General features: G+C 60.4%; 22 protein-coding genes, 1 other RNA gene and 1 pseudogene. 9 read left to right on the forward strand and 15 right to left on the reverse strand.

Annotation, left to right across the window (positions count from 1 at the left end; translation table 11 throughout):
• Positions 1 to 97 precede the first annotated feature (97 nt).
• The 3 genes from modA to glp all read right to left on the reverse strand — a co-directional run bounded on the left by modA (position 98) and on the right by glp (position 2927).
• A complete protein-coding gene (gene modA / locus DWV58_RS04585; RefSeq protein WP_117776338.1) occupies positions 98 to 970 on the reverse strand; it encodes a molybdate ABC transporter substrate-binding protein in 873 nt (290 codons plus the stop codon).
• 204 nt (positions 971 to 1174) lie between these two features.
• A complete protein-coding gene (locus DWV58_RS04590; protein WP_117776339.1) occupies positions 1175 to 1654 on the reverse strand; it encodes a molybdenum cofactor biosynthesis protein B in 480 nt (159 codons plus the stop codon).
• Positions 1655 to 1664: 10 nt separating this feature from the next.
• On the reverse strand, positions 1665 to 2927 hold the full coding sequence (gene glp / locus DWV58_RS04595; RefSeq protein ID WP_117776357.1) for a gephyrin-like molybdotransferase Glp: 1263 nt from the start codon (positions 2925 to 2927) through the stop codon (positions 1665 to 1667).
• 211 nt (positions 2928 to 3138) lie between these two features.
• On the opposite strand from glp, the gene DWV58_RS04600 reads away from it, so the two are divergent.
• Complete coding sequence (locus DWV58_RS04600; protein WP_199585990.1) at positions 3139 to 4560, forward strand: chloride channel protein; 1422 nt, start codon at positions 3139 to 3141, stop codon at positions 4558 to 4560.
• An 85-nt stretch (positions 4561 to 4645) separates the two neighbouring features.
• Positions 4646 to 5608: a diacylglycerol kinase family protein gene (locus tag DWV58_RS04605; protein ID WP_117776340.1), complete on the forward strand. Its 963-nt coding sequence runs from the start codon at positions 4646 to 4648 to the stop codon at positions 5606 to 5608.
• A gap of 21 nt (positions 5609 to 5629) precedes the next feature.
• On the opposite strand, the pseudogene DWV58_RS04610 reads toward DWV58_RS04605, so the two are convergent.
• From DWV58_RS04610 to DWV58_RS04625, 4 genes and pseudogenes are all read right to left on the reverse strand, one after another.
• A pseudogene (locus DWV58_RS04610) lies at positions 5630 to 5938 on the reverse strand (peptide chain release factor-like protein); the annotation flags it as partial.
• Positions 5939 to 6092: 154 nt separating this feature from the next.
• Positions 6093 to 6671, reverse strand: a complete 579-nt coding sequence (locus DWV58_RS04615; RefSeq protein ID WP_117776341.1) for a xanthine phosphoribosyltransferase — start codon at positions 6669 to 6671, stop codon at positions 6093 to 6095.
• A gap of 158 nt (positions 6672 to 6829) precedes the next feature.
• Positions 6830 to 8134 (reverse strand): MFS transporter, encoded by a 1305-nt coding sequence (locus DWV58_RS04620; protein WP_117776342.1) that lies wholly within the window; start codon positions 8132 to 8134, stop codon positions 6830 to 6832.
• A gap of 141 nt (positions 8135 to 8275) precedes the next feature.
• On the reverse strand, positions 8276 to 9559 hold the full coding sequence (locus DWV58_RS04625; RefSeq protein WP_117776343.1) for an O-acetylhomoserine aminocarboxypropyltransferase/cysteine synthase family protein: 1284 nt from the start codon (positions 9557 to 9559) through the stop codon (positions 8276 to 8278).
• A gap of 230 nt (positions 9560 to 9789) precedes the next feature.
• Between DWV58_RS04625 and DWV58_RS04630 the strand changes: the two genes are divergently transcribed.
• Positions 9790 to 10236 carry a C-GCAxxG-C-C family protein gene (locus DWV58_RS04630; protein WP_117776344.1) on the forward strand — a complete coding sequence of 149 codons (447 nt, stop codon included), beginning with the start codon at positions 9790 to 9792 and terminating at the stop codon, positions 10234 to 10236.
• 67 nt (positions 10237 to 10303) lie between these two features.
• Here the strand turns inward: DWV58_RS04630 and DWV58_RS04635 are convergent, their stop codons facing one another.
• The 3 genes from DWV58_RS04635 to rpsA form a co-directional block, all read right to left on the reverse strand.
• Entirely contained in the window at positions 10304 to 10942 is a 639-nt protein-coding gene (locus tag DWV58_RS04635; protein ID WP_199585994.1) for a YigZ family protein, read from the reverse strand.
• 213 nt (positions 10943 to 11155) lie between these two features.
• Positions 11156 to 11517: RNase P RNA component class A (rnpB, locus tag DWV58_RS04640), an RNA gene on the reverse strand.
• A 324-nt stretch (positions 11518 to 11841) separates the two neighbouring features.
• Positions 11842 to 13008, reverse strand: a complete 1167-nt coding sequence (rpsA, locus tag DWV58_RS04645) for a 30S ribosomal protein S1 (protein ID WP_022095232.1) — start codon at positions 13006 to 13008, stop codon at positions 11842 to 11844.
• 315 nt (positions 13009 to 13323) lie between these two features.
• Here rpsA and DWV58_RS04650 point away from each other — a divergent pair, with 315 nt between their 5' ends.
• Positions 13324 to 14082: an HAD family hydrolase gene (locus DWV58_RS04650; RefSeq protein WP_117776346.1), complete on the forward strand. Its 759-nt coding sequence runs from the start codon at positions 13324 to 13326 to the stop codon at positions 14080 to 14082.
• 87 nt (positions 14083 to 14169) lie between these two features.
• Here DWV58_RS04650 and DWV58_RS04655 read toward each other — a convergent pair whose 3' ends face one another.
• The 5 genes from DWV58_RS04655 to DWV58_RS04675 all read right to left on the reverse strand — a co-directional run bounded on the left by DWV58_RS04655 (position 14170) and on the right by DWV58_RS04675 (position 20517).
• Entirely contained in the window at positions 14170 to 14907 is a 738-nt protein-coding gene (locus DWV58_RS04655; RefSeq protein WP_117776347.1) for a DeoR/GlpR family DNA-binding transcription regulator, read from the reverse strand.
• A 150-nt stretch (positions 14908 to 15057) separates the two neighbouring features.
• Complete coding sequence (locus tag DWV58_RS04660; RefSeq protein ID WP_117776348.1) at positions 15058 to 16431, reverse strand: PTS transporter subunit EIIC; 1374 nt, start codon at positions 16429 to 16431, stop codon at positions 15058 to 15060.
• A gap of 7 nt (positions 16432 to 16438) precedes the next feature.
• A complete protein-coding gene (locus DWV58_RS04665) occupies positions 16439 to 17377 on the reverse strand; it encodes a sugar phosphate isomerase/epimerase (RefSeq protein WP_117776349.1) in 939 nt (312 codons plus the stop codon).
• Between the two features lie 369 nt (positions 17378 to 17746).
• On the reverse strand, positions 17747 to 19009 hold the full coding sequence (locus tag DWV58_RS04670; protein WP_117776350.1) for an L-serine ammonia-lyase, iron-sulfur-dependent, subunit alpha: 1263 nt from the start codon (positions 19007 to 19009) through the stop codon (positions 17747 to 17749).
• A 257-nt stretch (positions 19010 to 19266) separates the two neighbouring features.
• Positions 19267 to 20517, reverse strand: a complete 1251-nt coding sequence (locus DWV58_RS04675; protein WP_117776351.1) for an MFS transporter — start codon at positions 20515 to 20517, stop codon at positions 19267 to 19269.
• Positions 20518 to 20911: 394 nt separating this feature from the next.
• On the opposite strand from DWV58_RS04675, the gene DWV58_RS04680 reads away from it, so the two are divergent.
• From DWV58_RS04680 to DWV58_RS04700, 5 genes are all read left to right on the forward strand, one after another.
• Entirely contained in the window at positions 20912 to 21931 is a 1020-nt protein-coding gene (locus tag DWV58_RS04680) for an SPFH domain-containing protein (protein WP_117776352.1), read from the forward strand.
• A 64-nt stretch (positions 21932 to 21995) separates the two neighbouring features.
• Positions 21996 to 22187: an Arc family DNA binding domain-containing protein gene (locus tag DWV58_RS04685; RefSeq protein ID WP_117734980.1), complete on the forward strand. Its 192-nt coding sequence runs from the start codon at positions 21996 to 21998 to the stop codon at positions 22185 to 22187.
• A 346-nt stretch (positions 22188 to 22533) separates the two neighbouring features.
• Positions 22534 to 23154, forward strand: a complete 621-nt coding sequence (locus tag DWV58_RS04690; protein ID WP_117762863.1) for a helix-turn-helix domain-containing protein — start codon at positions 22534 to 22536, stop codon at positions 23152 to 23154.
• A 100-nt stretch (positions 23155 to 23254) separates the two neighbouring features.
• On the forward strand, positions 23255 to 23608 hold the full coding sequence (locus DWV58_RS04695; protein ID WP_117776353.1) for a hypothetical protein: 354 nt from the start codon (positions 23255 to 23257) through the stop codon (positions 23606 to 23608).
• Between the two features lie 146 nt (positions 23609 to 23754).
• The coding region (locus tag DWV58_RS04700; RefSeq protein ID WP_147345861.1) for a helix-turn-helix transcriptional regulator at positions 23755 to 23882 on the forward strand (128 nt) is incomplete at its 3' end.

A 23882-nucleotide genomic window follows, 5' to 3' on the forward strand; every position in this document is an offset into this window, starting at 1 on the left:
GCGACAAGCATGCGGAATCTTTTAAGCACGAAAAGCTCCAAGCGAATACAAGGACGGAGTGAAACACAAAACGATGGGATTATCGCGCCAAGCCGCACTACTCGGAAAGCTCAAAGCCGTACTTAGCCCAAATCTTCTGAGCCTTCTTGTTGGACAGGCAAAAGTCGATAAACGCCTTGGCCTCGTCGGCGTGCTCGGAGCTCTCGGCAACGGCGCCCGGGTACACGATGGGCTTGTGCGAATCCTCGGGGCACACGAAGGCCTCCTCGATGCCGTCATAGCGGAAGATATCGGAGCTGTAGACAAAACCGGCCACGCAGTCGCCCGTAGAGACGTAAGACGCAGCGGTGCCGACCTTGTCGGCCAGGGCCACCTTGTCGGCAAGCTCGGGTGCATACTCGCCGTCGTCGCCCTCGGTGCCGGTGTAGAGACCCACAGAAGCTAAGGCCTGGTTGGCGTACTTGCCGGCGGGGACGGTCTTGGCGTCGCCAATGGCGATCTTGCCGTCCAGGTTCGCGACGTCGGCGATGGCCTCGACCTTGGTGCCGGAGCCCTCGGCGCGAATAATCACGAGGTCGTTGACGAACATGTCCTCACGCGTGTCGGCGTCGACGAGCTCAGCGGTCTCAGCGTCATCCATGGTGCCCTTGGAAGCAGTGATGAGCACGTCGGCCGTGGCGCCGGCACGCATCTGCTCGACGAGGTCGCCGGAGGCCTTAAACTGCGTGTCGGCAAAGGTGGTACCGGTCTGATCGGTGTAGAGCTTCTGAACCTCGGGCAGGGCCTTCTCGAGAGAGTTGGCAGCGAAGACCTGAAGCTCGACAGCTTTCTTGGAAGATGCCTTAGCAGAACCGGCATCGGATCCGGCCGGCTCGGACGTCTTACTGCCCGAACAGCCGGCAAGACCAAGGCCGGCAGCGGCGACAGCAGAAAGCGAGACGAATCCGCGGCGAGAAACCATATCGAACATATTCAACCCTTTCGAATGCTACGCCCGGACACCCCGCCGCGGGCTTTATTCTGTAATTAGATTATACTTCCGCGCGAATAATATCAGTGATAAAGATTTCTCGTCTGATAATTCTCTTTCGCCGATAGTCTCAGGACGTTCCGCGCTGTCGTTGCATAAAAAGGCGGAGCGACTCGCAAAGTCGCTCCGCCGTAGGTAGCGCGCTTATTTGGCGTGCCCGCCGCCCGCCGTCATTTGGGCCGCATGCTCCAGCTGGTCGCTCACAGCCTCCCAGCTTTCGCGGGCCGCTTTCGTAGATCCCGGAAAGTTGATGACAAGCGTATACCCACGCTGCATGCACACGGCGCGCGAGAGCATAGCGCGGCGCGTCTTGGTCATGGAGTACGCACGGATCGCCTCGGCAATACCCGGCACATCGCGGTCACAGACAGCACGCGTCGCCTCGGGTGTCACGTCGCGCATCGAAAGACCCGTGCCACCGCAGGTGAGCACGACATTGGCGTGGCACTCATCGGCGGCTTCCACAATGGCATCACCGATTTCGCTGACGTCGTCGCGCACGACCGCATGTGAGGCGACCGTCCAGCCCTGCGCCTCGATAAGCTCCTCGAGTGCAGCCCCAGCCTCGTCCTGGGCAAGATCGCGCGTATCCGAGCACGTCACAATCGAAATCTTCAGCTCCATAGCATTCCCCCTACAACACGGCGCCCTCAGGCAGGTCGACGCGAACAACGTCCACGACATCGCCCGCCGCAAGGTCGCACGGTCCTTCGTCAATACGCAACAGGCAGTTCGCACGCTGCATAGTTCCAAGCAGCGCCGAGTTCTGCGTCTTAGCCTCGGTCACCAACAACTCACCGGTCTCGGGGTCGCGCAAAACCGTGGCGCGATCGAAGAAGCGTCGGTCCTGGCGCTTCTTCACGCCGTGCGTCAATATCGCCTGCTGCACGGGACGCGTACCCTCGGCAAAACCGCGCATCTTGCGGATCGCCGGACGGGCAAGCATCTCAAAGCCTACATACGCCGCGGCCGGATTGCCTGAAAGTCCCAGGTAGGGCTTACCCCCGAGCAAGCCAAACGTGATGGCCTTGCCCGGACGCATCGAGATGCGATCGAACAGTACCTCGCCCTCGCGCCGGACGAGCGCCGTCACGTAGTCGTAGTCGCCTGCCGAGGCGCCACCGCTCGTAATGACAAAATCGCACTCTCGCGTGGCGCGATGCACCAGCTCGGCAATCGCCTGCTCATCGTCGGGCGCAATGCCGTAGAACACGGGCTCAGCGCCGGCATCGAGTGCCTCGGCCATCAGCGCCGAGGAGTTGGAATCGCGAATCTGACCGCGCGCCGGCACCTTACTCGGTGCGACCAGTTCCGTGCCCAGCGAGATGATGCCCACACGTGGGGCAGCGTGCACCTTCACGCTCGCATATCCGGCGCTTGCCAGCAGGCCAGCACCGGCCGGGGCCACGACCTCGCCGGCGTGCATCACAACATCGCCGGCATGGGCCTCCTCGGCGGCAGAGCGAATGTTCTCCCCCACCTTGGCAGGTGCCGAAAAGCGAACGTGCGAGCCCTCGTTGCCGTCACCGTCGAGCACATCAACGATCTCGTACTTCACCACGGCATCGGCACCTTCGGGCACCGGCGCGCCTGTCATAATGCGGACCGCCTCGCCCGCGCCGATAGCGCCCTCAAACACATGGCCCGCGGCCTCGTGTCCGATAACGTCGAGCGTCACCGGCGCCTCGCCAGATGCCTGCGCCAAGTCCGCCGAGCGCACGGCATATCCGTCCATAGCGCTGTTGGCAAACGGCGAGATGTCGATATCGGCCACCGCGTCTTCGGCCAAGGGAAGACCGACGGCCTGCCACACGGGAATCTCGACAACTTCGGTGCGATTCACGTGCGACAAGACGATCGCCTGTGCGTCCTCCAACGGAATGAGTTTCTCAGCCATATGCACCTCTAGCATGCTGCGGCGCGCAACAAAAGCGCCGATTCTTTATGTTTATCTCAGTATAATCCCTCGCCGCCTGCTCAAGACCTGGCCCGCGGCCGCGAATACATCTGTCGGCCGCAAGCCGCGAAACAAAACCAAAACCAACCTGCCGGTTTGTCACGTATGGCACGTTCTATAATGCTCGTGTTGCAACCCAAAAGAGGAACGTATGACTTTTACCGACAAACCCGAAAGCGCAAACGAGGCGCAGGATCATTCCCAGTCGCTCGACGACGGCGGCTTTTTCTCCCTTAATGACGTCATCATGGCAGGCAGGCAACAGCTCACCCGCTCCGAGCATCTCTTGGCTGCCGACACGCGCCGCAACGCCCGCAACCTACTCGCGAGCGCCAAGTTGCTCGCGCTCGTCGTCATCGTCTCGCTCGCCATGGGCGTTGCCGCTTGGGCGTTTTTGGCCTCGCTGAATATCGCGACCGACTATCGCGAGCACCACGCGTGGGTCTACGCATTGCTTCCCGTTGTGGGCATTGCCACCGCATGGGTGTACAAAAACCACGGCCTTGCTGCCAAACGAGGCAACAACCTGGTCATCGACTCCGCTCTGGGCACACGCCTCATCCATATGCGCATGGCCGTCCTCACCTTCGTCTGCTCCACGCTCACGCACCTAACGGGTGGATCGGCCGGTCGCGAGGGAGCCGCGGTGCAGATTGGCGGCACCATCGCCAGCAACATCTCGAGCCTCGCCCACCTCAAAAAGCATGACCACCACGACCTCATGCTCGCCGGCATCTCGTCGGCCTTTGGCGCCGTATTCGGTTCGCCCCTTGCTGGAGCTTTCTTTGGCATGGAGATGTGCTTTATCGGCAAGATCGACTACACCGCGGGCATCTACTGCCTGGTCGCCTCGTTTACCGGCTACTTTACGTCGCTTGCCTTGGGAACCGAGTACGAGGCGAATGTCATCGCCAGCGTTCCCAACATGACACCACGGACGGTTGTCATCGTTGTTATCAGCGCCATTATCTTCGGCCTGACGGCACGCCTCTTTGCCTGGTCGGTTCGAACCGTCAAAAGCCTGTACAGTCGCTTTATCACCAATTACCTCGTCCGCGCACTCATAGGCGCACTCGTGGTTTTGGCCGCCTATGCCCTCCTCGACGCCTGGAACTACGCCGGCCTTTCCACGTGGCTTTCCGGCGCCGGATTTGCAGGCAACACCACCCTGGCGGACGCAGCCATCAAGTTGGTCGTCACAGCGCTTACCCTGGGCGCGGGCTTCCAAGGCGGCGAGGTCACGCCCCTGTTTGGCATCGGTGCGGCACTCGGTGGCTGGATCGGTTGCCTTACCGGGCTTGACCCCAGTTTTCTGGCGGCCCTCGGCATGCTCGGCGTCTTCTGCGCCGGCCTCAACGTGCCCATCACCACCTGTATGATGGCCATCGATCTGTTCCACGGAACGGCCGCCGGGTTCTTTGTCATCGTGGCCTTTATCAGCTACCTAACCGGCGGACACCGCGGCGTGTACCCCGCCCAGCGCATCATCTCACCCAAGCGCCGTTCGCTTATTGTGGATGAGGGCGGTACGGTAGCGGACGCTATCGAGCGCCACAACGACCTGATAGAGTAGATGTAATAATCGCCGTGCAGCCACAATCGGGGCAACGTAACCCGAGCGCGACCGCACCGTCATGTCACACGCCGGGAGTCGCCCCATGCACGCAACTGATTTTGGTCGCACGCTCATCATCGCCAACCCAGCCGCCCAGTCGGGTGCGGCACGCGAAGTTGCCGAACGTCTGCAACGCTTTTTGGACATGACTGCACGCGCATCCCAGTTTGACCTGGTGTTGACCGAGCGTATGGGACACGCCAAGGAGCTGGCCGCACAGGCTCAGGGCTATCGCACCGTTATCGCACTCGGCGGCGACGGCGTGATTCACGAGGTCGTCAACGGGCTTATGACGCAAAAGGAGGACGCCCGCCCCGCTCTTGCCGTCCTGCCCGTGGGCTCCGGCAACGATTTTGCCCAGGCGCTCGGCATCGACGATTTCTCCGGCAAGGATTTTGGCGCGCTGCTCACCTGCGAGCTGCAGCGTCAGGACATCGGGCGCATTCGCTCGTGGAGCCCTGCGAGCGGCAGCGGCGAGGCTACCGTTGAGTACTACGACCAGACGCTCTCGGTCGGCATCGACGCTGCCATCGGCCTTGGCACCACCGAACTGCGCAAAAAGACCGGCTTGACGGGCGCTCCTCTCTACACCCTCTCGGGACTTGAGCAGTTTGGTCTGCGCTATCGCAACTACCCCATGACAGCCAGCTTTGACGGCACGCCCGCCGAGCGCGTGAGGGCGATTATCATGGCGATTCAGCTGGGGCCCACGTATGGCTCGGGTTATCGTATCTGCCCCGATGCCGATCCCTGCGATGGCATACTCGACGTCTGCTACGCCTGCGGTCCCGTCCCACGCGCGGTTGCCCTGCCCATGTTCCTTTCGGCCAAAGACGGCCACCATACCAAACTGCCGCCGATTCGCATGCGCCGCTGCCGCCATGCCGAGTTCACCTTTGAGGAGCCCGACTACCCCATTCAGGCCGACGGCGAGCCCATCGTCGCCTCGCGCATCGAAGTCGACATCCTACCCGGCGCCCTCCAAGTCTGGCACCCCACCCGCTAGCAAGACCAGCGAAACAATCGGCTACTCGTCGCTCCCCGGCTTGCGACGGTTGGCCTTTTTAATCGCGTTGAAGTGCTTGTCATTGAGCCTGCGCTGGCGAGAGCGCAGAGGCACCTTAGTCTTTACGCGTCGGCGCGGTGGACGCCCGCGACGCTCCAGCTCAGCGCGCAGCTTACGCAGGCAGCTCGCGCGATTCTGAAACTGACTACGGCTCTCGCGCGCCGTCACAACAATCCCCGTGGGCCCATGCTTCATACGCACCGCCGAGTCCGTCGTGTTCACGCCCTGTCCGCCCGGACCCGTCGCGCGAAACACCTGCACCTCGCAATCGCGCGCCAACTCCTCGGCCGACATCTCGGCATAGCGCGCATACTCGCGCCATCCCATCTTGTTCTCATCCATATCAACACCTCCCCTCATACAAAAATGTGACAAAGGGACAGTCCCTTTGTCACATCGCATACCAATCGCTTGTGTTGCGCGCTTAGGCGAAGGTGATCTCGCCGGTCTCGCAGTCCATATCGGCGATACGGGCCAGGCTCTCAACGCGGAAACCGCGCTCGCGGAGCTTATCGCCACCGCCCTGGAAGCCCTTCTCCACGGCAATGCCAATACTGGACACCTCGGCACCCGCGGCCTCGCAGATCTTGATGAGACCCTCAAGAGCGCAGCCGTTGGCCAGGAAGTCGTCGATAATCAGGACCTTATCGCCCTCGGACAGGAAACGCTTGCCCACGATAACCGGGTACTCCTTCTGTTTGGTAAAGGAGTAGATGGTCGTAGCATACTGCTCGCCGTCGAGGTTAATGGACTGGGCCTTCTTGGCAAAGACCACCGGCACGCCGCCAAAATGCTGAGCCGCGATGCAAGCCATACCAATGCCCGAAGCCTCAATCGTCAGGATCTTGTTGATCTCGACATCCTTGAACAGACGGGCCCACTCGGCGCCCATGTGGTCGAACAGCTCAACGTCGCATTGGTGGTTGAGGAAGGCATCAACCTTAAGGACGTTACCGGCCTTTACGATGCCGTCATGGCGAATACGATCCTCAAGCTCCTGCATGGCGCAACCCCTTCTCGCGGCAACGATACCGCGCGATTAATAAACGTTGTTCGATAGTCTACCACGGACCGACCCCCGCCCGTCCCACAAGCCGCATCGCACCACAAACCAGTCTTTTTGAGACGGCGCGAATACGTGGCAGGCAGCCTCCCAACACGCTAATGACGGGCGCGCATCCTCACCAAACGCACCATGGCGAGCGCAAAGCCCACAGCGGCCACAGCCATAAGCACGTAGAACACCGAGCGAAAACCGAATAGGAATACATCCGGACGGCCTGCAACGAAACTGGTTACGGCCTCACCCATCGCCACGCTCATCTGCCCATACAGGATATTCGACGCCACCGTAATGCCCACTGCCATACCCGCATAGCGCGCCAGGCTACCCAGGCTGCCAGCAAAGCCGAGCGCTTCGCGCGGAGCCGAGCCCATATACAGGGAGTTATTAGGGCTTTGGAAAATCGACGTACCAAGCGACATAAATGCGACACAGCACACGATCAGAGGGATGGAAGCGTGCTCGTCGAGCGTGCTCACCGCAAAGAGGCCGCACACGTACACGCCCAGGCCGACGGCTGTGGGGCCCTCGCAACCAACACGGTCGGAAACCGTACCCGAAAGCGGGCCGATAAAGGCATTCACCATCGGCAGCGCCAAAAAAAGCAATCCGGAAATGTCGGAACCAAAGCCGTGGGCGTCCTGAAAATAGAACGGCAGGATAAACTCGGATGCGCCGATGCCAACAAACACGATGAGCATGCAGGCAAGGTTGATGGTGAAGGCCGAATTTGCAAAGCAGCGACGCGCAGCCTCCAAAAGGGACATGGGTCGCTCGCCCGCCTCGGGCTTAACATGCGGCAACGTGTAGAGTCCCACGATAAACGAGATGACGCCAATGGGCAGGTTGATGAGGAAGATGCTCTCCCAGGGAAAGCTTGCCACCAGCATGCCGCCGAGCACGGGGCCGCACATCATGCCGAGGGCCACGAAGGTCGCGAGAATACCCATGGCACGACCGCGCTCGCGCGCCGGAAACGACTCGGTGATGATACCCATGTTGTTAGCCATGGCCGCCGCGCAACCGACGCCCTGAACGATGCGTGCCAGAATAAGAACCTCGAGTGAGGCCGAAAGGCCACAAAGCAGCGAGCCGACCGTAAAGACGACGACGCCCAGCTGGAACACGCCCACTTTGCCGCGCACGTCGCCCAAACGACCAAACGGCAACATGGCCACACACGTCGCAAGCAGATACACCGAGCTCACCAGCTGGATGCGGTCGAGGCCCACGCCCAGCTCCTTTTGCATCACGGGCAACGCCACGGTCACGACGGTCGAATCCAGACACGACATAAACGTCATGATGAGCACGGTAAACAGAATCGCCCATTTGTTCTTGCCATGGGTGTCGCCCTCAAGGGCAATGTGCTCGCGGCGCAGCTGCTCTGCAGTTTTCTCCATATCCATCCTTTCGAGTGGTGCAACGCAAAAACGGGGCCTCAATCGCCTGCGAACAGTCGCGATTGGGGTCCCGCCTACGGAATCGGAACTATATGTCACCGGAACCCCAAGAGGCTCCGTCGCTTCATACGAGAAGCTAGCCTAGCACTGCTCGAGCGCCTGCTCAAGGTCGGCAATCAGATCGGCCGTGTCCTCGAGGCCGCACGACAGGCGCACCATGTCGGCGGAGATGCCGCAGGCGATGAGCTCCTCATCGTTCATCTGACGGTGCGTGGCGTTAGCGGGATGCAGGCAGCAGGTGCGAGCATCGGCCACATGCGTGGCGATCTGGGCGAGTTTAAGGCTCTTCATAAAGGTCTCGGCCGCCGCGCGACCACCGTTAAAGCCAAAGCTCACGACGCCGCAGGTACCGTTGGGCATGTACTTCTGAGCCAGGTCATAGTACTTATCGCCCTCCAGGCCCGGATAGCTCACGAAGCGCACTTTGGGATGACTCTGCAGGAACTTGGCAACGGCCAGGCCGTTCTCACAATGACGCGGCATACGCACGTGCAGGCTCTCGAGCGAGCTGTTCAGGAAGAAGGCCGCCTGTGGGTTCTGCATGGGGCCGAGGTCGCGCATGAGCTGAGCGGTTGCCTTGGTAATGAAGGCACCCTCGCGACCGAACTTCTCGGCATAGGTCACGCCGTGGTAGCTCTCGTCGGGCGTGGTGAGACCCGGGAACTTGTCTGCATGGGCCATCCAGTCAAACTGGCCGTGGTCGACGATCACGCCGCCCAGGTAGGCGGCATGTCCATCCATGTACTTGGTGGTGGAGTGCGTAACGATGTCGGCACCCCACTCAAAGGGACGGCACATCACGGGCGTCGGGAAGGTGTTGTCGACCATCAGCGGCACACCGTGGTCATGCGCGGCCTTGGCAAAGCGCTCAATATCGAGCACGGCAAGGGCGGGGTTGGCAATCGTCTCGCCAAAGACAAGCTTGGTATTGGGCTCAAAGGCTGCCTCGAGCTCCTCATCGGTGCAGTCGGGGGCAACGAACGTGCAAGTCACGCCCATGCGGCCCATGGTATGGGCAAGCAGGTTGTAGGTACCGCCGTAGATAGCAGAGCTCGCGACCACGTGATCACCGGCACCGGCCACGTTAAAGATCGCGAGGAAGTTTGCGGCCATGCCCGAACTCGTGAGCATCGCAGCGGTGCCGCCCTCCATCTCGCAGATCTTGGCGGCAACCAGATCACACGTGGGATTCTGCAGACGGCTGTAGAAGTAGCCCGACTCCTCCAGGTCAAACAGCTTGCCCATGTGCTCGGACGTGTCGTATTTCCACGTGGTGGACTGGTAGATGGGCACCTGGCGCGGCTCCGCATCTCCCGGGTGATAGCCGCCCTGAACACATGTAGTACCGATGGTCTGCTCGCTCATATCCAACTCCCTTACTTGGGTTTTGTTTTTATTCGGTTCACGATACCGCTACCCCGCACCCCTCTCAACCCATCCCCAAGGTAGGTTATGTGACAAATGAATCAGAGGCATTCGTCTCAGCCTTAGGCATTTGTTCGATGGATATAAATGAGGCATACGTGAAGCTCTCAATGATTACATGCACGGGCAAGGGTACCATAGGCGGGTACACCGTAATCAAGGAGACACCGATGAAGCGAATCGATACAGCCCAGCTCGACATCACCGCCTGTCAGGCTCAGGCTGCCGAGTACCACGCCCGCGGCTTTAACTGCGCGCAGGCCGTCGCCTGCACGCTCGCGCCCGCCGTCGGGCTCGACCCCCAGGTCGCCTTTACCCTCACCGAGGGCTTTGGCGCCGGCATGGGCGGCATGACCGAAACCTGCGGCGCCATCTCGGGTGCCGTGGCCATCATGGGCTTTGTAATGAGTGACGGCATGGAGAACCCCAAGACCAAGGGCCAGACCTACAAGCTGTCGCGCGAAATCGCCAAGCGTTTTGGCGAGAAGAACATGACGACCGTCTGCGGCACGCTCAAGGGCATCGGATCGGACAAGGGTCCGCTCCGCAGCTGCCCCGGCTGCATCGACGATGCCGTCGAGATCGCCTGCGATGTGCTAAAGCATCTCGCCGAGTAAACGGCAGCAACATACAACGACGGCCGGCGCGCTTTGGATTCATCCAAAAGCACGCCGGCCGTCGTCGTTAGAACTCCGCAAACTCGGGAGCGCCAACCTCAATCTCCTCGCGCCCCGCCATAAGCTCACGCATCTTAGCGCAAAACGGCTCCTGCGCCCCCGCTTTAAACACCAAGTGAAGTGTCACGGCATCCGCGTAATCGGTATCCGAAACCTTGGCACCCGAATCCTGCGCCAAGCGAAGCACCTGCTCATACTGTGGATAGGCCACATGCACATCAACCGGCACGACGCTCGTCATCTCGACGATCTGCCCGGCCTCCTGAGCCGCGGCCACCGCCGCCTGCGTCGCCGCGGTATAGGCGCGTACCAGACCGCCGGGCCCCAACAACGTGCCGCCAAAATAACGCGTCACAACACAGCATACGTTTTTAAGTCCCGCACCGCGCAGCACCTCGAGCGTCGGCATACCACTCGTGCGGCTCGGCTCACCATCATCGCTCTGGCGCTCGCGTCCATCGACCAAAATCCACGCGGGAACATTGTGTCGAGCATCGTAATGGCGTTTGCGAACGGTCTCGATAAAGGCATTCGCCTCATCCTCGGACTCAATATGGACCAGCTGGGCAATAAACCGGCTCTTGCGGTCCACAAACTCGCCCGAAACCTCAATATTCGATTGCAGAGTAAAATAGCTGTCCAACAAAGCCCCTCAACAAAATAAAGCGCAGCAACAAACAGCCTCAATAATACGATAACCCTAGTAAAAAGAATGACAACGCCGATGATTCCGTCAACGAAAGCGAGAACCCGTCAGCGCGAGCAAGGTGCCTTGAAAGCCGAGGGCATTGACCTTATGGTCATGCCCGAAGGCTTGAAAGGCAGATTGCCGCGCTGACGGGTTCGCAGCGTCAACAAAGTGCCGAGTGGGCCGATAAGCCGGGTTCTGTCGTGAACGGTCATTTATCTTGTCTGCACGTTACCATGCAGCTCCACGCACGCTACCCGAACGCGGACCGGGCCGGCCCATAGCGTTCCTATTCGCGCTTGCTCCGGATGGGGCTTGCCAAGCCGCCGTGTTGCCACGACGCTGGTGGTCTCTTACACCACCGTTTCAGCTTTTCCCTTTACGCCTTGCGGCGCAGGTGGGAGTCTTCTTTTCTGCGGCGCTTTCCGTCGGATCACTCCGCCCGGCCGTTAGCCGGCATCCCGCCCTCTGGAGCCCGGACTTTCCTCACGCGTACCGCAAGCAGCACATCGCGCGACCGTCTGGCCCACTCAGCAGTGCAAGAGTGTAGCACACCGTTGCCGCAGGCAACGGCACAACACAAGCGCTCGCACGATAAACCAAGAACCGCCCATGCGCTACAATGGTCCTGTCGATGGGCAACGTCGTCAGTCGAGACGCGACCGCGCTCCGCACCCCTCCGTCTACTCGGTGCGTTCCCGCCTCCTCCCCGAGGCGGGATGTCGGCATTTTTTCATGTACCGACAACTCAATAGCCTGTGGACAGCCCGGGCAGTATCGCGCACCTCAGCAGCAAATGCAAAAGGGACCCGTCCATTGCGGACGGATCCCTTAAAACAAGTGATCGTCAAACCGATTTACTCGGCGTCGGTCTCCTCGTCCTTCTTCTCGGAAGGCAGCGGGGTAACCTCGATCTCGACGCCCAGAGTCTCAGCAGCAGACTTCATGGACAGGGAGATACGACGACGGTCGAGGTCGATCTCCATGACCTTGACCTGAACCTTGTCGCCCACGTGGGTAACCTGAGAAGGCTGATCGACGTGCTTGTTGGCCATCTCGGAGATGTGCACCAGGCCCTCGATGCCCTCGCCCAGGTCGACGAAAGCGCCGAACGGGACAAGCTTGGTCACAGTGCCCTCGACGATAGCGCCGACGGGGTACTTCTTGACCAGTGCGCGCCACGGATCCTCGGTGGTCTGCTTGAGACCCAGGGAGATGCGCTCGCGGTTGAGATCGACGTCGAGAACCTCGACCTCGACCTCCTGGCCGACCTTGACAACCTCGGAAGGATGGTTGACGTGGTTCCAGGAGAGCTCGGAGATGTGGATGAGGCCGTCGATACCGCCGAGGTCGACGAAGGCGCCGAAGTCGACGATGGAGGAAACGGTGCCCTGGAGACGCATGCCAGACTTGAGCTTGGACAGAATCTCGGAGCGCTCGGCCTTACGGGACTCCTCGAGCACGACGCGACGGGAGAGGACAACGTTGTTGCGGTTGCGGTCCATCTCGATGACACGGGCCTCGATGCGGGTGCCCATGTAGGAGGTGAGGTCCTTGACACGACGGAGGTCGACGAGGGAAGCGGGCAGGAAGCCACGCAGGCCGATGTCGAGGATCAGGCCGCCCTTGACAACCTCGATAACCTCGCCCTCGACGTTCTCGCCGGAGTTGAACTTCTCCTCGATGCGGTTCCAAGCACGCTCGTACTCGGCACGCTTCTTGGACAGGACCAGACGACCGTCCTTGTCCTCCTTCTGGAGAACCAGAGCCTCGATGGGATCACCGAGTGCAACGATGTCTGCAGGGTTAGCGTCCTTGCGGATGGACAGCTCGCGGACCGGGATAACGCCCTCGGACTTGAATCCGATGTCAACGAGCACCTCGTCATGCTCGATCTTAACGACAGTGCCGTTAACGAGATCGCCCTCATCAAAGTCGGTAATCGTACCGTCGATGAGGTTGTTCATCTCCTCCTCGTTGACATCGTCAAGAGAGAAAATGGACGAGTTCTGAATCTCACTCAAAGGTGGACCCCTTTCGAACTACGGGGCCCCGATTGCTAGGACCTACAGATGGGTGCGACAAGCACACAACGTTTAGGAACACTCGGGAGCCGACAGATACTGATGTGACGCTTATGCAATCACGTCCGTATAGATTACGGGGAAATCGCTTCGATTTCAAGCGTGAACTGCGATTTTTTACTCGTATGGAGACTTTTTCGCAATCTTGTGAACGACTGTCTCCACAAGTTGACGATGAGCAGCTAGGCACACTGCTTTGGGGTAAAGTATCCCAGACATACGATTCTGGAACGATTTTTCGAGAAAGGTGCCCGCGTGCTCAAAGCAGTCGTTTTCGATATGGACGAGACGCTTCTTAGCATCAACCTCAACGCGTTCATCCTTCGCTATTTTAAGGATGTCTCGTCGATGCTCGCGGATATCGGACGTCGCAGCCGCGGGGGCACGATGGCACGCCTCGGCACCATCCTGGTCGACCTCAACGCCAATCGCCGCAGCAGCACGGACAATCGCACCAATCTTGAGTTCTACCAGGAAGAGGTTGAGCGCCGGTGCGGCATTTGCCTCTCGGACCCACTTATCTACGAGGCGTTTACCTACTACGATCACGAAGTTCTGCCGTACAAGAACGATGACTTGATCAACGCAAAAGCCATGCCGGGCGCACATGCCGCGCTCCAGGCCGTACAGGATGCAGGACTGCGCTGCGCGCTCTTCACCAACCCCAGCTTTCCGCAGGGGGCCATCGAATGCCGCATGGGCTGGGGCGAGCTGACAGACGCGCCCTTCGAACTCGTAACGCACATGGGCAACGCCACGCGCTGCAAGCCCGATGCCACATATTATCTAGAGCAGCTGCAGGTCATGGGGCTCGAGCCACATGAGGTTCTCATGGTGGGCAACGACCCCAAGCGCGATTTCCCCAGCCCCGCCTGCGGCATTCAAACCGCCTATGTGGGCCAAGGAAAGCCCGGCCGAGCCACCTGGCGTGGAACCATGGAAGACTTCGCCCGCGACTTTAACGCCGTAGTAGAAGCCTTCTACGAGCACCAAATAGCCGACGAACTAAGCTAGTCCCCAAATCAGGAATGGGGCGCACGTTTGCCCCACGCTTCGTTACGTGGGCAACGGCTTGAGGGCAAGATGCGATGCCCCAGTGTCCTAGGCCGTGATCATTTTGACGCGTTCGCCGATTTTGGCGTCGCGCTTGTCGGAAATAACAGTAAAGCCCTCCAGGTCGCACACCTTTACATTTGAAAACACGTGGAACTTGGAGCTATCGGCGAGTACGTAACTCGCTTGGGAATTCTGCATCACGATACGTTTTTTGATAGCCTCGGGATAACCTGGCGTCATGATGCCGCGGTCCTCGTCCACCGCGTTGACACCTATAAACGCCCGGTCAAAGTACAGCTCGCGCAGCGCGCTCTCAACCATAGGACCGGTGAGCGAGCAGGTAACGGGGTTGAAGTCGCCGCCAATTACCACCACCTTAGCAGCAAGCTCGCCCGTAAACCGACATGCATAGCCGTTGGTGGTGTAGATAGTCACCGGCTTGTCGACGAGCAGGCTCAGGAGCGCCGTCGCGGTGGTACCGGAGTCGACATAGACCGTCTCACCGTCCTCGACCTCCGCTGCCGCACGACGCGCGATCAGGTCCTTCTCACTACTCCGCTGCGCGCCCTTTTCAAAGACACTCACCTCGCGAGCCGCAGAATGCAGTTTGACCGCACCGCCGGTCAGATACTCGATGCTCCCCCGCTTCTCGAGCTCCTTGAGGTCGCGGCGCAGCGTAGACATCGACACATCGGGCATAAAGGCCGCGAGCTCATCTATCTTGAGCAGGTCAGCCTCCTTTAGCTTATTAAGAATCAGTTCATGGCGCTCATACGGAATCATCGGCGTTCCTTCCTTTTCATCTATTTTCAAAGTTTAACCTAATCAAGCCAATCAAAAGCAAAAAGGGCCGCTGCGATATAAGCAGCGACCCCTTATTAGATGGAAGTCGGTCTTAGCCTTGGGCTCATGACTCGTACCCCCAAAGCAAGACTAGGCGAGCTGATCGTCCTTGTCGGTGAAGATGTAGCCGAGTACGCCGGCGACAACAGCCGAGATAACCATGCCGATCATGGCGAAAGCGAAGTTTATCGGATCGGAGGAGACGAAGGCCGGGAACGTAGTGACGGAGCCAAAGACAAAGGCCGTGGTGACGACCTTGAAAAGGCCGAGGAACGCGCCGCCGCAGGCACCGCCGATGATCTGAGCCAGGAAGAGCTTCTTGTTCTTGACAAGCATGCCGAAGAGCGTGGGCTCGATGATGGCAGAGAGGCAGATGGTCACGGCACCGGTCATGGCAAAGCTCTTGAGCTTCTGATCACGGGCCTTGAGGAAGACGCCGAGGGCACAACCGATGACGGCAAAGTTGCAGGCAAAGGTGGCCGGGCAAATGTAGTCGAAGCCGTTGGAGGCGATATTGTTAATCATGATGGGGTTGACGGCCCAGTGAATACCCATCGAGACGAGCACGGACCAGCCGCCGCCCACCAGGATGCCAGCAAGCACGTTGGAGCGGGCGATGAGCCAGTTGACCACGAAGGCGATGCCCTCGCCGGCATAGACGCCCAAGGGGCCGATCACGAGCATGGTGGCGGGAACCATGATAATCAGCGAGACCGCGGGAAGCACGACGAGCTTAAGGGTCTCGGGCACATGCTCATCCAGGAACTTATAGAGGAACGAGTAAACCCAGATGGCGATGATGGCCGGGATAACGGTGGAGTTGTAGCTCATAAGCACCACGGGGATGCCGAAGAACTCGCTCATGGCGCCGTTGCCCGCGTCGCCCATCAAGCCGATAAAGTCGGGATAGAGCAGACAGGCGCAGATCAGGGCCGACAGATACGGGCTCGCACCGAAGCGTTTGCCCGAGGAGAAGCCCAGAAGCACCGGCAGGAAGTAGAACACGCTCATCGAGAGGGTGTAAAGAATGGTGTAGGTGCCCGTACCCTCGGTGATAAGGCCGAGCTGAACCGCAAGGATCAGCAGGCCGCGGAGGATACCGGAGCCGGCCATGGCGGGCAGCAGCGGAGCAAAGACGCCCGAGATGGCGGAGAAGATCCTGGAGACGATGCCCTCATCGGAGGAGGCGCTCGTGGAGACCTCGGCGTCCGAGCCCTTGACAAGCGGCTCGAACTTCTCATAGAGCTTGGGTACCTCGGTGCCAATCAGCACTTGGTACTGGCCGGCTGAGTTGACGGTGTTGACCACGCCGTCGACCTCCTTGACGGCCGCGTCGTCACACTTGGAATCGTCACGTAGGTTCAGGCGAAGACGAGTGGCGCAGTGCGTCATGCCCGAGATGTTCTCGGGGCCGCCCACGGCGGCAAGAATGCCCTCGGCAGTAGCTTCCCAATCACGTTTCATAGAATGATTACCTCCCCATAGCGCAGAAGAGCTCGCGCACGAGCGCGGCCGCTGCAAGTGCATCGTTTGCATCAATCACGGACTGTATCTTTTCCTGGCCCACACTTTCCAAGGAGTCATTCATAAGCTTCATCATAGCGAGGTTATGAGCGCACTCCCCTTCCGCATCCTCGATAATTGGGAACGTATCGAAGTAGATAGCGTGGTCAAAGGCGTATTTCTTGAGATAGAAGAGCATTTCGAGCGTCTTGACAGGCGTAGCCATGCCGATCATGAGTCCGTCGTCCATCACGCCGTAGCCATCGTTGAGGTGAATGCCGTAGAGCTTGCCGGCACGACCGAAGATATCGGTAGCCATCGCGGGGTTCTCGTGCTTCATGAGCATGTGACAGTAATCGAGCGTAACGCCAAGATTCTCGCGGTCCACCGCGTTGAGGATCATGCCGGTGAGGCCCATCGTATCGATATAGGCGTAGCTGCGCTCCTCATAGGGCTTGTACTCGATGGAGATATGCAGGTCGGGCGCATAGTCGCAAACCGCCTGGAACGCCTTAACGAGGTTGTCAAACACGCGGGTGTAGTCGATCTGGAAACTGTAGTCAAAGCCATCATGACCGAGCCAGATCGTCACGGTATCGCCGCCGCAGGTGCGACAGTAATCACAGGCCTCATAGCAGAGCTTAAGTGCCTCCCCAGCGAGCGTAGGATCCTGATTGCCCAGGTCGCCATTGATAAAGTCGCTGCGAAAGCGAAGAGCAGTGCCGTTGAGCTTGAGGGCATGCGCGTCGAGCTTGTCCTTCATCTCCTCGGCGGGGATGCCCACCACGTGCTCAGGGTAATTAAGGTCCACATGGGTGAGGCCGACGTGCTGGAACTGGTCGAAGACGCGGTCGATGTTCTTCTCACCGGTTCGGTAGTAGGAGTTGATGCGGGTTGCGAATTTCATCGCTGAGCTGCCTTTCCTGCAAGGAAACGTTCAAACGGAAAGCCCCGACCGTTGCGCGCGTTTGGGCAGGCGCCTCTTCCGTAACAACAGTCTATTGCAAGTAATTCTCATTCGCAATCACGTTTTTTCATGCATATTCATAGCTTTTCATAGTAATTGGGTAATATACCAGCTTTTACCTGCACTTTTAGTTAATGCAACATTTTGACAATGAGTGAAACTGAATGACTATTCCTGACTCCAACTACCGTTTACCGTCAAATGCCAACCGTTCACCGGTAAAGAAATGCACCTGTCCGCTATGCAGACAGGTGCCTTACAGCCACAAGCACGATGGTTTCAACAGCAAGATGGAGCGCCCCAGAGCCCCTAGCAGTCGACGACGGTTTTGCCGATCATGATGTTGAGGATCTCGACGTCGGTGTCCTTCATGCCTACACGGCCCACATAGCCCATGCTGGCAATCGTCTCCTCCACCGTATCCTGGATCAGACCCTCGCCGGCACGGAAACCACGGCACTGCATGGCCATATCGTGGCCCAGAATCGCTGCATCGACAGCAGCCGAAATCTTGGCGGCGCAATTTGCCTTGGCGCCCTGTTTGAACCACGTGCGCAGGTCCTCGAGCGTGCTGCCCGCTGCATACACTTTGATTTTGCGACCACCCCTCGTGGTCACCGTGCAGCGGTCGCCGCTCTCGCTGTTCTCGTGCGCCGTGATCTTCTTGAGGTAATCGCGGCGAAACGCCACGACGCGGGCGTTGCTTATCTCGATGAACCAATCGTCGTCGACAAGCGAAGTGCCCGTGGCACCTCGGCTTGCTATCTCCTCGGAGAAGGAGAAACCGAGTTCGCGCTCCTGCCTGCCAATCTCGAGGATGCCGCGGGCCGGCATGCTGAGCATGACCAGGGGAAGCGCGACGCCGATGAGTAGGAACAGGAACGGGATGAGCACGAGCAGGCGCGCACCCTCGTCGGTGAAGACCGCCATGAAGGCGAGGACGAGCGAGAAGACGAGGGCCATGCCGTTGAAAACAATCGTCAACGGCTTGATGGCAGACCAACACAGGCCCGCCTTGGTCATGGGACCGTCGACGGCGTCCGAGACTTCGATGCCCTCTTCCTCCAGACGGGCGAGGAGGTTGAGCGAGCACACCCCCTCGAGGCTTATCGAGCAGAACTTCCGGTCGCCCTCGAACAGGTCGATCCTCATCATCTGCGTGTGAAGCGTTGCACGGGTGATGTTGCCAAACGTCGTCTCCTTGCGGATGCCGAAGGCGTTACGCGAGAGAATGCGCCCACCGTCCACGTCGATACGCGGGATGCTCAGCAAGGCCCAGATAGCCATACCCGCGAGCGCCATGGCATGACCGAACCACACAAGTTCGTGGTCCCACTCGCCCAGCGAGACGCCCTGCCAGACGTAGACACCCAGCATGAGCAGTTCGAACGCGACGGCGCAGCAGGCGATGATCGTGCGGATGGCTGCGGGCATGCGCACCAAGAAGCAATCGAGGCTGTCCGTTGCCTCGCTGCGCTCGCGCGCGCCGCGGCGGGCGACCCATGCAGTGAGCGGGCCGACGATGAACACGGTCATACCGACGCGCAGAATGGATTCGAGCAGATTACTCATAGGGGCCACCGCCTCGGGCTCTGGAGATTAACTGCAGGAAACGCTGCCAGAACGATGGGATGCGCACAACGTAAGGAGCCGCGTATCGGCAAGCGGCGGCATCGCAATCGCCCGGCGAACAGATGATGATCGGCGCCGGGCCAGACGAATTAAACAAAAGGGTGGTCGACGGCGCCCTCGCAGGCGCACCGTCGACCACCCTTCACGTCGCAGCGACCCTACGAGCCGTCCGAAACGAAACGCACTCCGCCAGAGCGCTACCCAATCTTGCGGATGCTCGGGATCGCCCAGGTGATGCCTGCTAGGATCACCATTGCAGCACCGATGAGCACGAAGCACGCGCTTACGCCGATGGCGTCCGCGAACAAGGTCGATGCGACGAGCCCCACGGGCATAGCCCAGCTGCAGACCGCTCCGTACAGACCGAAGACGCGGCCCATGCACTCGGGATCGACGCGCTCCTGCATGAGCGCCATCTGCGGCGCGCTGTACAGCGGACTCGAGACCCCCATCGCGAACGTAAGCCCCAGAAACACAACGAGCGCGGAAGGGGGCACGAGGCCGCCCGCGAGCGTGCCCGCTCCGAAGAGGCCGATGGCCAGCGTGCACGAAAGCGCGCGGTTCTTAAGGCCACCCGTCGCCCCGATCCAGCCGCTCGCCGCGATCATGCCGACCGAGAACGCGATCTCCGCGATAGCCGACTGCGTAGTGGTGCCCCCAAAATGGTCGAACACCATGAGCGGGAACAGCGCGGATATGGGCGAGAACAGGACCGAGAAGGCGAAGCCTATCCAGAGCATGGCGAACAGACCGTGATGGCGTTTGAGCTCGCGGTACCCGTTGGCCGTCTCCAATAGGAAGGCCCGCACCGCGCGGTGCGACGCCTCGGCGTTCTCCTCGGGCGTATGGCGCTCGGGCGCCGGCGTCTTGATGCCGGAGGTCGCCACCGCGATGCTCGCGAGCACCGCGCCGGCGACATCGAGCGCGATCATGAAGGTCAGACCAAACGCCGGGTAGACCACCGCGGCGATGGCGTTGCCGATGATATAGCTACCCGACTGCATGAACTGCAGCATGCCCGCCAGCTTGCCGAGCACCTCGGGCGGGGCGATGAGCGGTGTGAGCGCGTTGAAGGCGGGCGTATGGAGCGTGCTGCCCAGCGCACGGACGAACAGCACCGCCGCCACAACGGCGACAGAGAGGTCGCCCCGAAGCGAGCCGAAGACAAGCGTGAGGCTCACGGCCGCGATGAAGAGATCGGCGCCGATCATGAGACGCTTGATGGACGTGCGGTCCACGATGGTGCCCGCGAAGGCGCCGAGGAGCGCCATGGGCAAGAAGGCCGCCAGGCTCACGAACGACAGGGCGCTCGCGGAGCCGGTGGTGAGGGTGACGTGCCAGATGAGACCCATCTGCAGAATGGAGCTCGTGAGCACGGAGAAGAACTCGCCGATCCAGACGATGGCGAGCGAGCGCTTCCAAGAAGCGCAGGGATTCGGTTGTGTCATGGAATAATCCTTTGATGCGATCGGTGGTATGCAGCGAAGTACCGGTCGCTCACGCGACCGTGGCTAGAGCCAAATCCTCATGGAAGCAAGCATGGTGCAGCTCCCCTTTCCAAATCTCGAGGTAAACCTTCAGCCGTGAGTGGAGCTATTATAGGGACTTGCGAGCCAAGATGCAACAGGAAGACCTCTACGGAGCGTAGATGCCGGGCGCCCCGAACCACTTATGCCATGAGAGACGGCATCCGATTCTCCTTGACTTGGTTTCAATGTGATATCACAATGCAATCAGCAGTCGCACGGACTGCTCGGGGACTCGCCTCCTCCCCATCGCAATCTGGAGCGCGGCGCCGGGGACGTCACGCAAACGCCGGCGCAGTCGTGAAAGGAACTCACAATGAGCGTGGAAAAGCAACTCAAGGCCAAGTCGGGCTACGGCATGCTCGTCGCCGTGGCGGTGGCGCTCATCGCCATCATCGGCCTCTTTATCTGGAGCACCATCGGGCTCGCGAGCACGCCCGACGGCGTCGACGCGCCCGCAGTCTACGGATGGGGGCTCGGCCTCAGCATCCTCGCGTTTTGCCTGTGGTTCATCCCACTCAACGGATTCTTCTCGCTGCAGCCCGGCCAGGCGCGCGTGTGCATCCTGTTCGGCAAGTACGTGGGCACCGTCCGCGACGAGGGCTTCTTCTGGGCCAACCCGTTCTTTAGCAAGAGCATGGGCGGATCGGCCGGGATCGGCGAGATGATCGAGCTCGAGATGAGCGATTCCAAGGCCGCCAAGGCCGCGGCGCAGAAGGCCGCCAAGGGCAACCCCACCACCATCTCCACCCGCGTGCGCACCCTGAATGGCGAGCGCCTGAAGGTCAACGACAAAATGGGCAACCCCATCGAGATCGCAACCGTCGTGGTGTGGCACGTCGCCGATACCGCCAAGGCGCTCTTCGACGTCGACGACTACCAGAGCTATGTCGCCATGCAGGCCGAGACGGCGCTGCGCCACGTGGCGAGCGTGTACGCCTACGACCACCTGGAGGACGAGTCCGATGCCGCCGGCGCCATCACGCTGCGCGCCAATGTGGAAGAGGTCTCCGAAGCCCCGCGCCGCGAGCTCGCGATGCGCCTGGCGCCCGCCGGCGTCGAGGTCGACGATGCACGTCTCACGCACCTCGCCTACTCCCCCGAGATCGCCCAGGCGATGCTGCGCCGCCAGCAGGCCGAGGCCGTCATCGCCGCACGCAAGAAGATCGTCGAGGGCGCGGTCTCCATGGTCGACATGGCCGTGAAGGAGATGGCTGCCGGCGGCACCATCGAGCTCGACGACGAGCGCAAGGCGCAGATGGCCAGCAACCTCATGGTGGTGCTCTGCGGTGAATCCGAGGCGCACCCGGTGCTCAACGCAGGCTCGCTGTACTAACCCCAACACCAATGAGTAATTTGGGGACGGGTGCAAAATTGCACATTCGACAAGAAGGCACGTCATGGCACGCAAGCAGTATCCACTCCGTATAGACCCCGCTATCTGGGAGGCCGTCCAACGCTGGGCGGACGATGAGATGCGCAGCGCCAACGGTCAGGTGGAATGGATCTTGCGAGACGCCCTCAAACGCGCGGGAAGGCTGCCAAAGAAAGAGCCCTCGTTCAAGGGCACGCCCAAAGGCGAAGAGGGCTAAGCCGGGAAGACAGGGCTCGGCCGCTGCCGACGTCGGGGCAAAGCCGCGCTCTGCCTCGCCAGCGCCGAGGCAGAGCTGAGCCCCGCCGCTCCAAAGTCGAGCCGAGCGGCGGGGCCAACACCAACCCAAAGCAAGCTCGCCCCCTCTATACGCACCAACCGGTCCCCGGAGGCATCCGCCTTTGGGGACCGTTCTTTTCCCAGCTAGATGTCGTATATAAAGCCTTTTGACAGCTCGATTTTGCCCCGTGGGGGTCAAATATAAAGACCTTTGATGGTACGATGCTCGCGTCAATGACATGGTGGCTCTCGACAGGGGTCACCCCGACCCTCTAGGGAGCAAACGCATGGAGCTGGGCTCGCACATCAAGGAGCATCGCACGGAGCTCGGACTGTCCCAAGACGATCTGGCGGAGCGCATCTACGTGTCGCGCCAGACCATCAGCAACTGGGAGTGCGGCCGTACGTATCCGGATGTCCAGAGCCTGCTGCTGCTTTCCAACGTGTTCGGGGTGACCGTGGACTCCCTCATCAAAGGAGATGTGGAAACCATGGCACAGGTAATGAACGAAGCGGTCAAGAAGTACAACGCCCTCTCCACAATCACGGTCGTGAGCGCGGTCGTGTTTTTGGTGCTGAGCGCGTGGGCGGCGTTCCAGTTCGAATGGGGCTGGGGCATGCACATCGCGCCCACCGCGGCGTTTGCCGCCGTGGCGCTCGTCGTGATGCTCGTGGCGTTCGTGTATATGGAACGCATGAAGAAGCAGCACGACCTCGTCACGTACCGCGAGGTGTTGGCGTTTAGCCGCGGCGAGCAGGTCGATCGCGACACGCTCGAGGGGCGCCGTGAGCGCGAGATGAACCCTTGGGTCAAGGGCACGCGCAACGCGGTGCAGATCATCATCGGCGCCATCGCCGGCGGACTGGTGGGCGTCGGCATCGGCATGCTCGCCAAGATGCTGAGTTAAAAGCGCGGGTACGCACCCGTTCCCCGAAATGGTATCCCCCTTTGCCCCCATTCTGAAGATGTATGCCAGAATGGGGGCGATTCCCGTTAGGAGGTGCCCCATGAACGTCACCGTACGCGCGTCCCTCATCGCATTGATCGCAATCGTTGGCGCCTGCTGGGCAATCCCCGTCCTCCTGGTGAGCATCGTCCCATCCGATGCCGGCATGATCGCCATGATGACGCTGATCTACCTCGTGCTCCCCGTAACTGCGATCGCCCTCGGCCTGCTCGCCGCGAACTCCGCGAGGGCGCTCTTCTGGATACCCGCGGCGCTCGGGATCGGATCCGCGCTCCTGTTTCCCCTCGCGGTCGAGGGCAGCCAGGACCTTGCGTTCCATGGGGTTGCCTATACCGCAATCGGCTACGCCGCCATGGACCTGTACACTTGGATGACTGCTCGACAACATCGCTAAGCCATCGCAGCAACAATCATGCAGGTAAACCCCGTGCAAAACAGTTTTTGCAGCGCCCGGCAAGCCTTGCCGCATATGATGTACAACAGATTCGATAGCGCACCCTACGTGTTCGCGGGACGCTCCTTCACGACCGGGAGGTGACGATGGACATCAGCAACCAGATCAAGACGCGGCGCGAGGCGATGGGCCTCTCGCAAGAGCAACTTGCCGAGAAGCTCTATGTATCGCGTCAGACGATCAGCAACTGGGAGCGGGACAAGACGTATCCGGA

It is taken from the genome of Collinsella sp. AF11-11 (assembly GCF_003465485.1).
Lineage (GTDB): Bacteria > Actinomycetota > Coriobacteriia > Coriobacteriales > Coriobacteriaceae > Collinsella.

What these genes read in the sequence shown, in the direction of transcription:
- modA (WP_117776338.1), bottom strand. Translation starts at nt 970, where the DNA reads ATGTTCGATATGGTTTCTCGCCGCGGATTCGTCTCGCTTTCTGCTGTC.
- DWV58_RS04590 (WP_117776339.1), bottom strand. Translation starts at nt 1,654, where the DNA reads ATGGAGCTGAAGATTTCGATTGTGACGTGCTCGGATACGCGCGATCTT.
- glp (WP_117776357.1), bottom strand. Translation starts at nt 2,927, where the DNA reads ATGGCTGAGAAACTCATTCCGTTGGAGGACGCACAGGCGATCGTCTTG.
- DWV58_RS04600 (WP_199585990.1), top strand. Translation starts at nt 3,139, where the DNA reads ATGACTTTTACCGACAAACCCGAAAGCGCAAACGAGGCGCAGGATCAT.
- DWV58_RS04605 (WP_117776340.1), top strand. Translation starts at nt 4,646, where the DNA reads ATGCACGCAACTGATTTTGGTCGCACGCTCATCATCGCCAACCCAGCC.
- DWV58_RS04615 (WP_117776341.1), bottom strand. Translation starts at nt 6,671, where the DNA reads ATGCAGGAGCTTGAGGATCGTATTCGCCATGACGGCATCGTAAAGGCC.
- DWV58_RS04620 (WP_117776342.1), bottom strand. Translation starts at nt 8,134, where the DNA reads ATGGAGAAAACTGCAGAGCAGCTGCGCCGCGAGCACATTGCCCTTGAG.
- DWV58_RS04625 (WP_117776343.1), bottom strand. Translation starts at nt 9,559, where the DNA reads ATGAGCGAGCAGACCATCGGTACTACATGTGTTCAGGGCGGCTATCAC.
- DWV58_RS04630 (WP_117776344.1), top strand. Translation starts at nt 9,790, where the DNA reads ATGAAGCGAATCGATACAGCCCAGCTCGACATCACCGCCTGTCAGGCT.
- DWV58_RS04655 (WP_117776347.1), bottom strand. Translation starts at nt 14,907, where the DNA reads ATGATTCCGTATGAGCGCCATGAACTGATTCTTAATAAGCTAAAGGAG.
- DWV58_RS04660 (WP_117776348.1), bottom strand. Translation starts at nt 16,431, where the DNA reads ATGAAACGTGATTGGGAAGCTACTGCCGAGGGCATTCTTGCCGCCGTG.
- DWV58_RS04665 (WP_117776349.1), bottom strand. Translation starts at nt 17,377, where the DNA reads ATGAAATTCGCAACCCGCATCAACTCCTACTACCGAACCGGTGAGAAG.
- DWV58_RS04670 (WP_117776350.1), bottom strand. Translation starts at nt 19,009, where the DNA reads ATGAGTAATCTGCTCGAATCCATTCTGCGCGTCGGTATGACCGTGTTC.
- DWV58_RS04675 (WP_117776351.1), bottom strand. Translation starts at nt 20,517, where the DNA reads ATGACACAACCGAATCCCTGCGCTTCTTGGAAGCGCTCGCTCGCCATC.
- DWV58_RS04680 (WP_117776352.1), top strand. Translation starts at nt 20,912, where the DNA reads ATGAGCGTGGAAAAGCAACTCAAGGCCAAGTCGGGCTACGGCATGCTC.
- DWV58_RS04685 (WP_117734980.1), top strand. Translation starts at nt 21,996, where the DNA reads ATGGCACGCAAGCAGTATCCACTCCGTATAGACCCCGCTATCTGGGAG.
- DWV58_RS04690 (WP_117762863.1), top strand. Translation starts at nt 22,534, where the DNA reads ATGGAGCTGGGCTCGCACATCAAGGAGCATCGCACGGAGCTCGGACTG.
- DWV58_RS04695 (WP_117776353.1), top strand. Translation starts at nt 23,255, where the DNA reads ATGAACGTCACCGTACGCGCGTCCCTCATCGCATTGATCGCAATCGTT.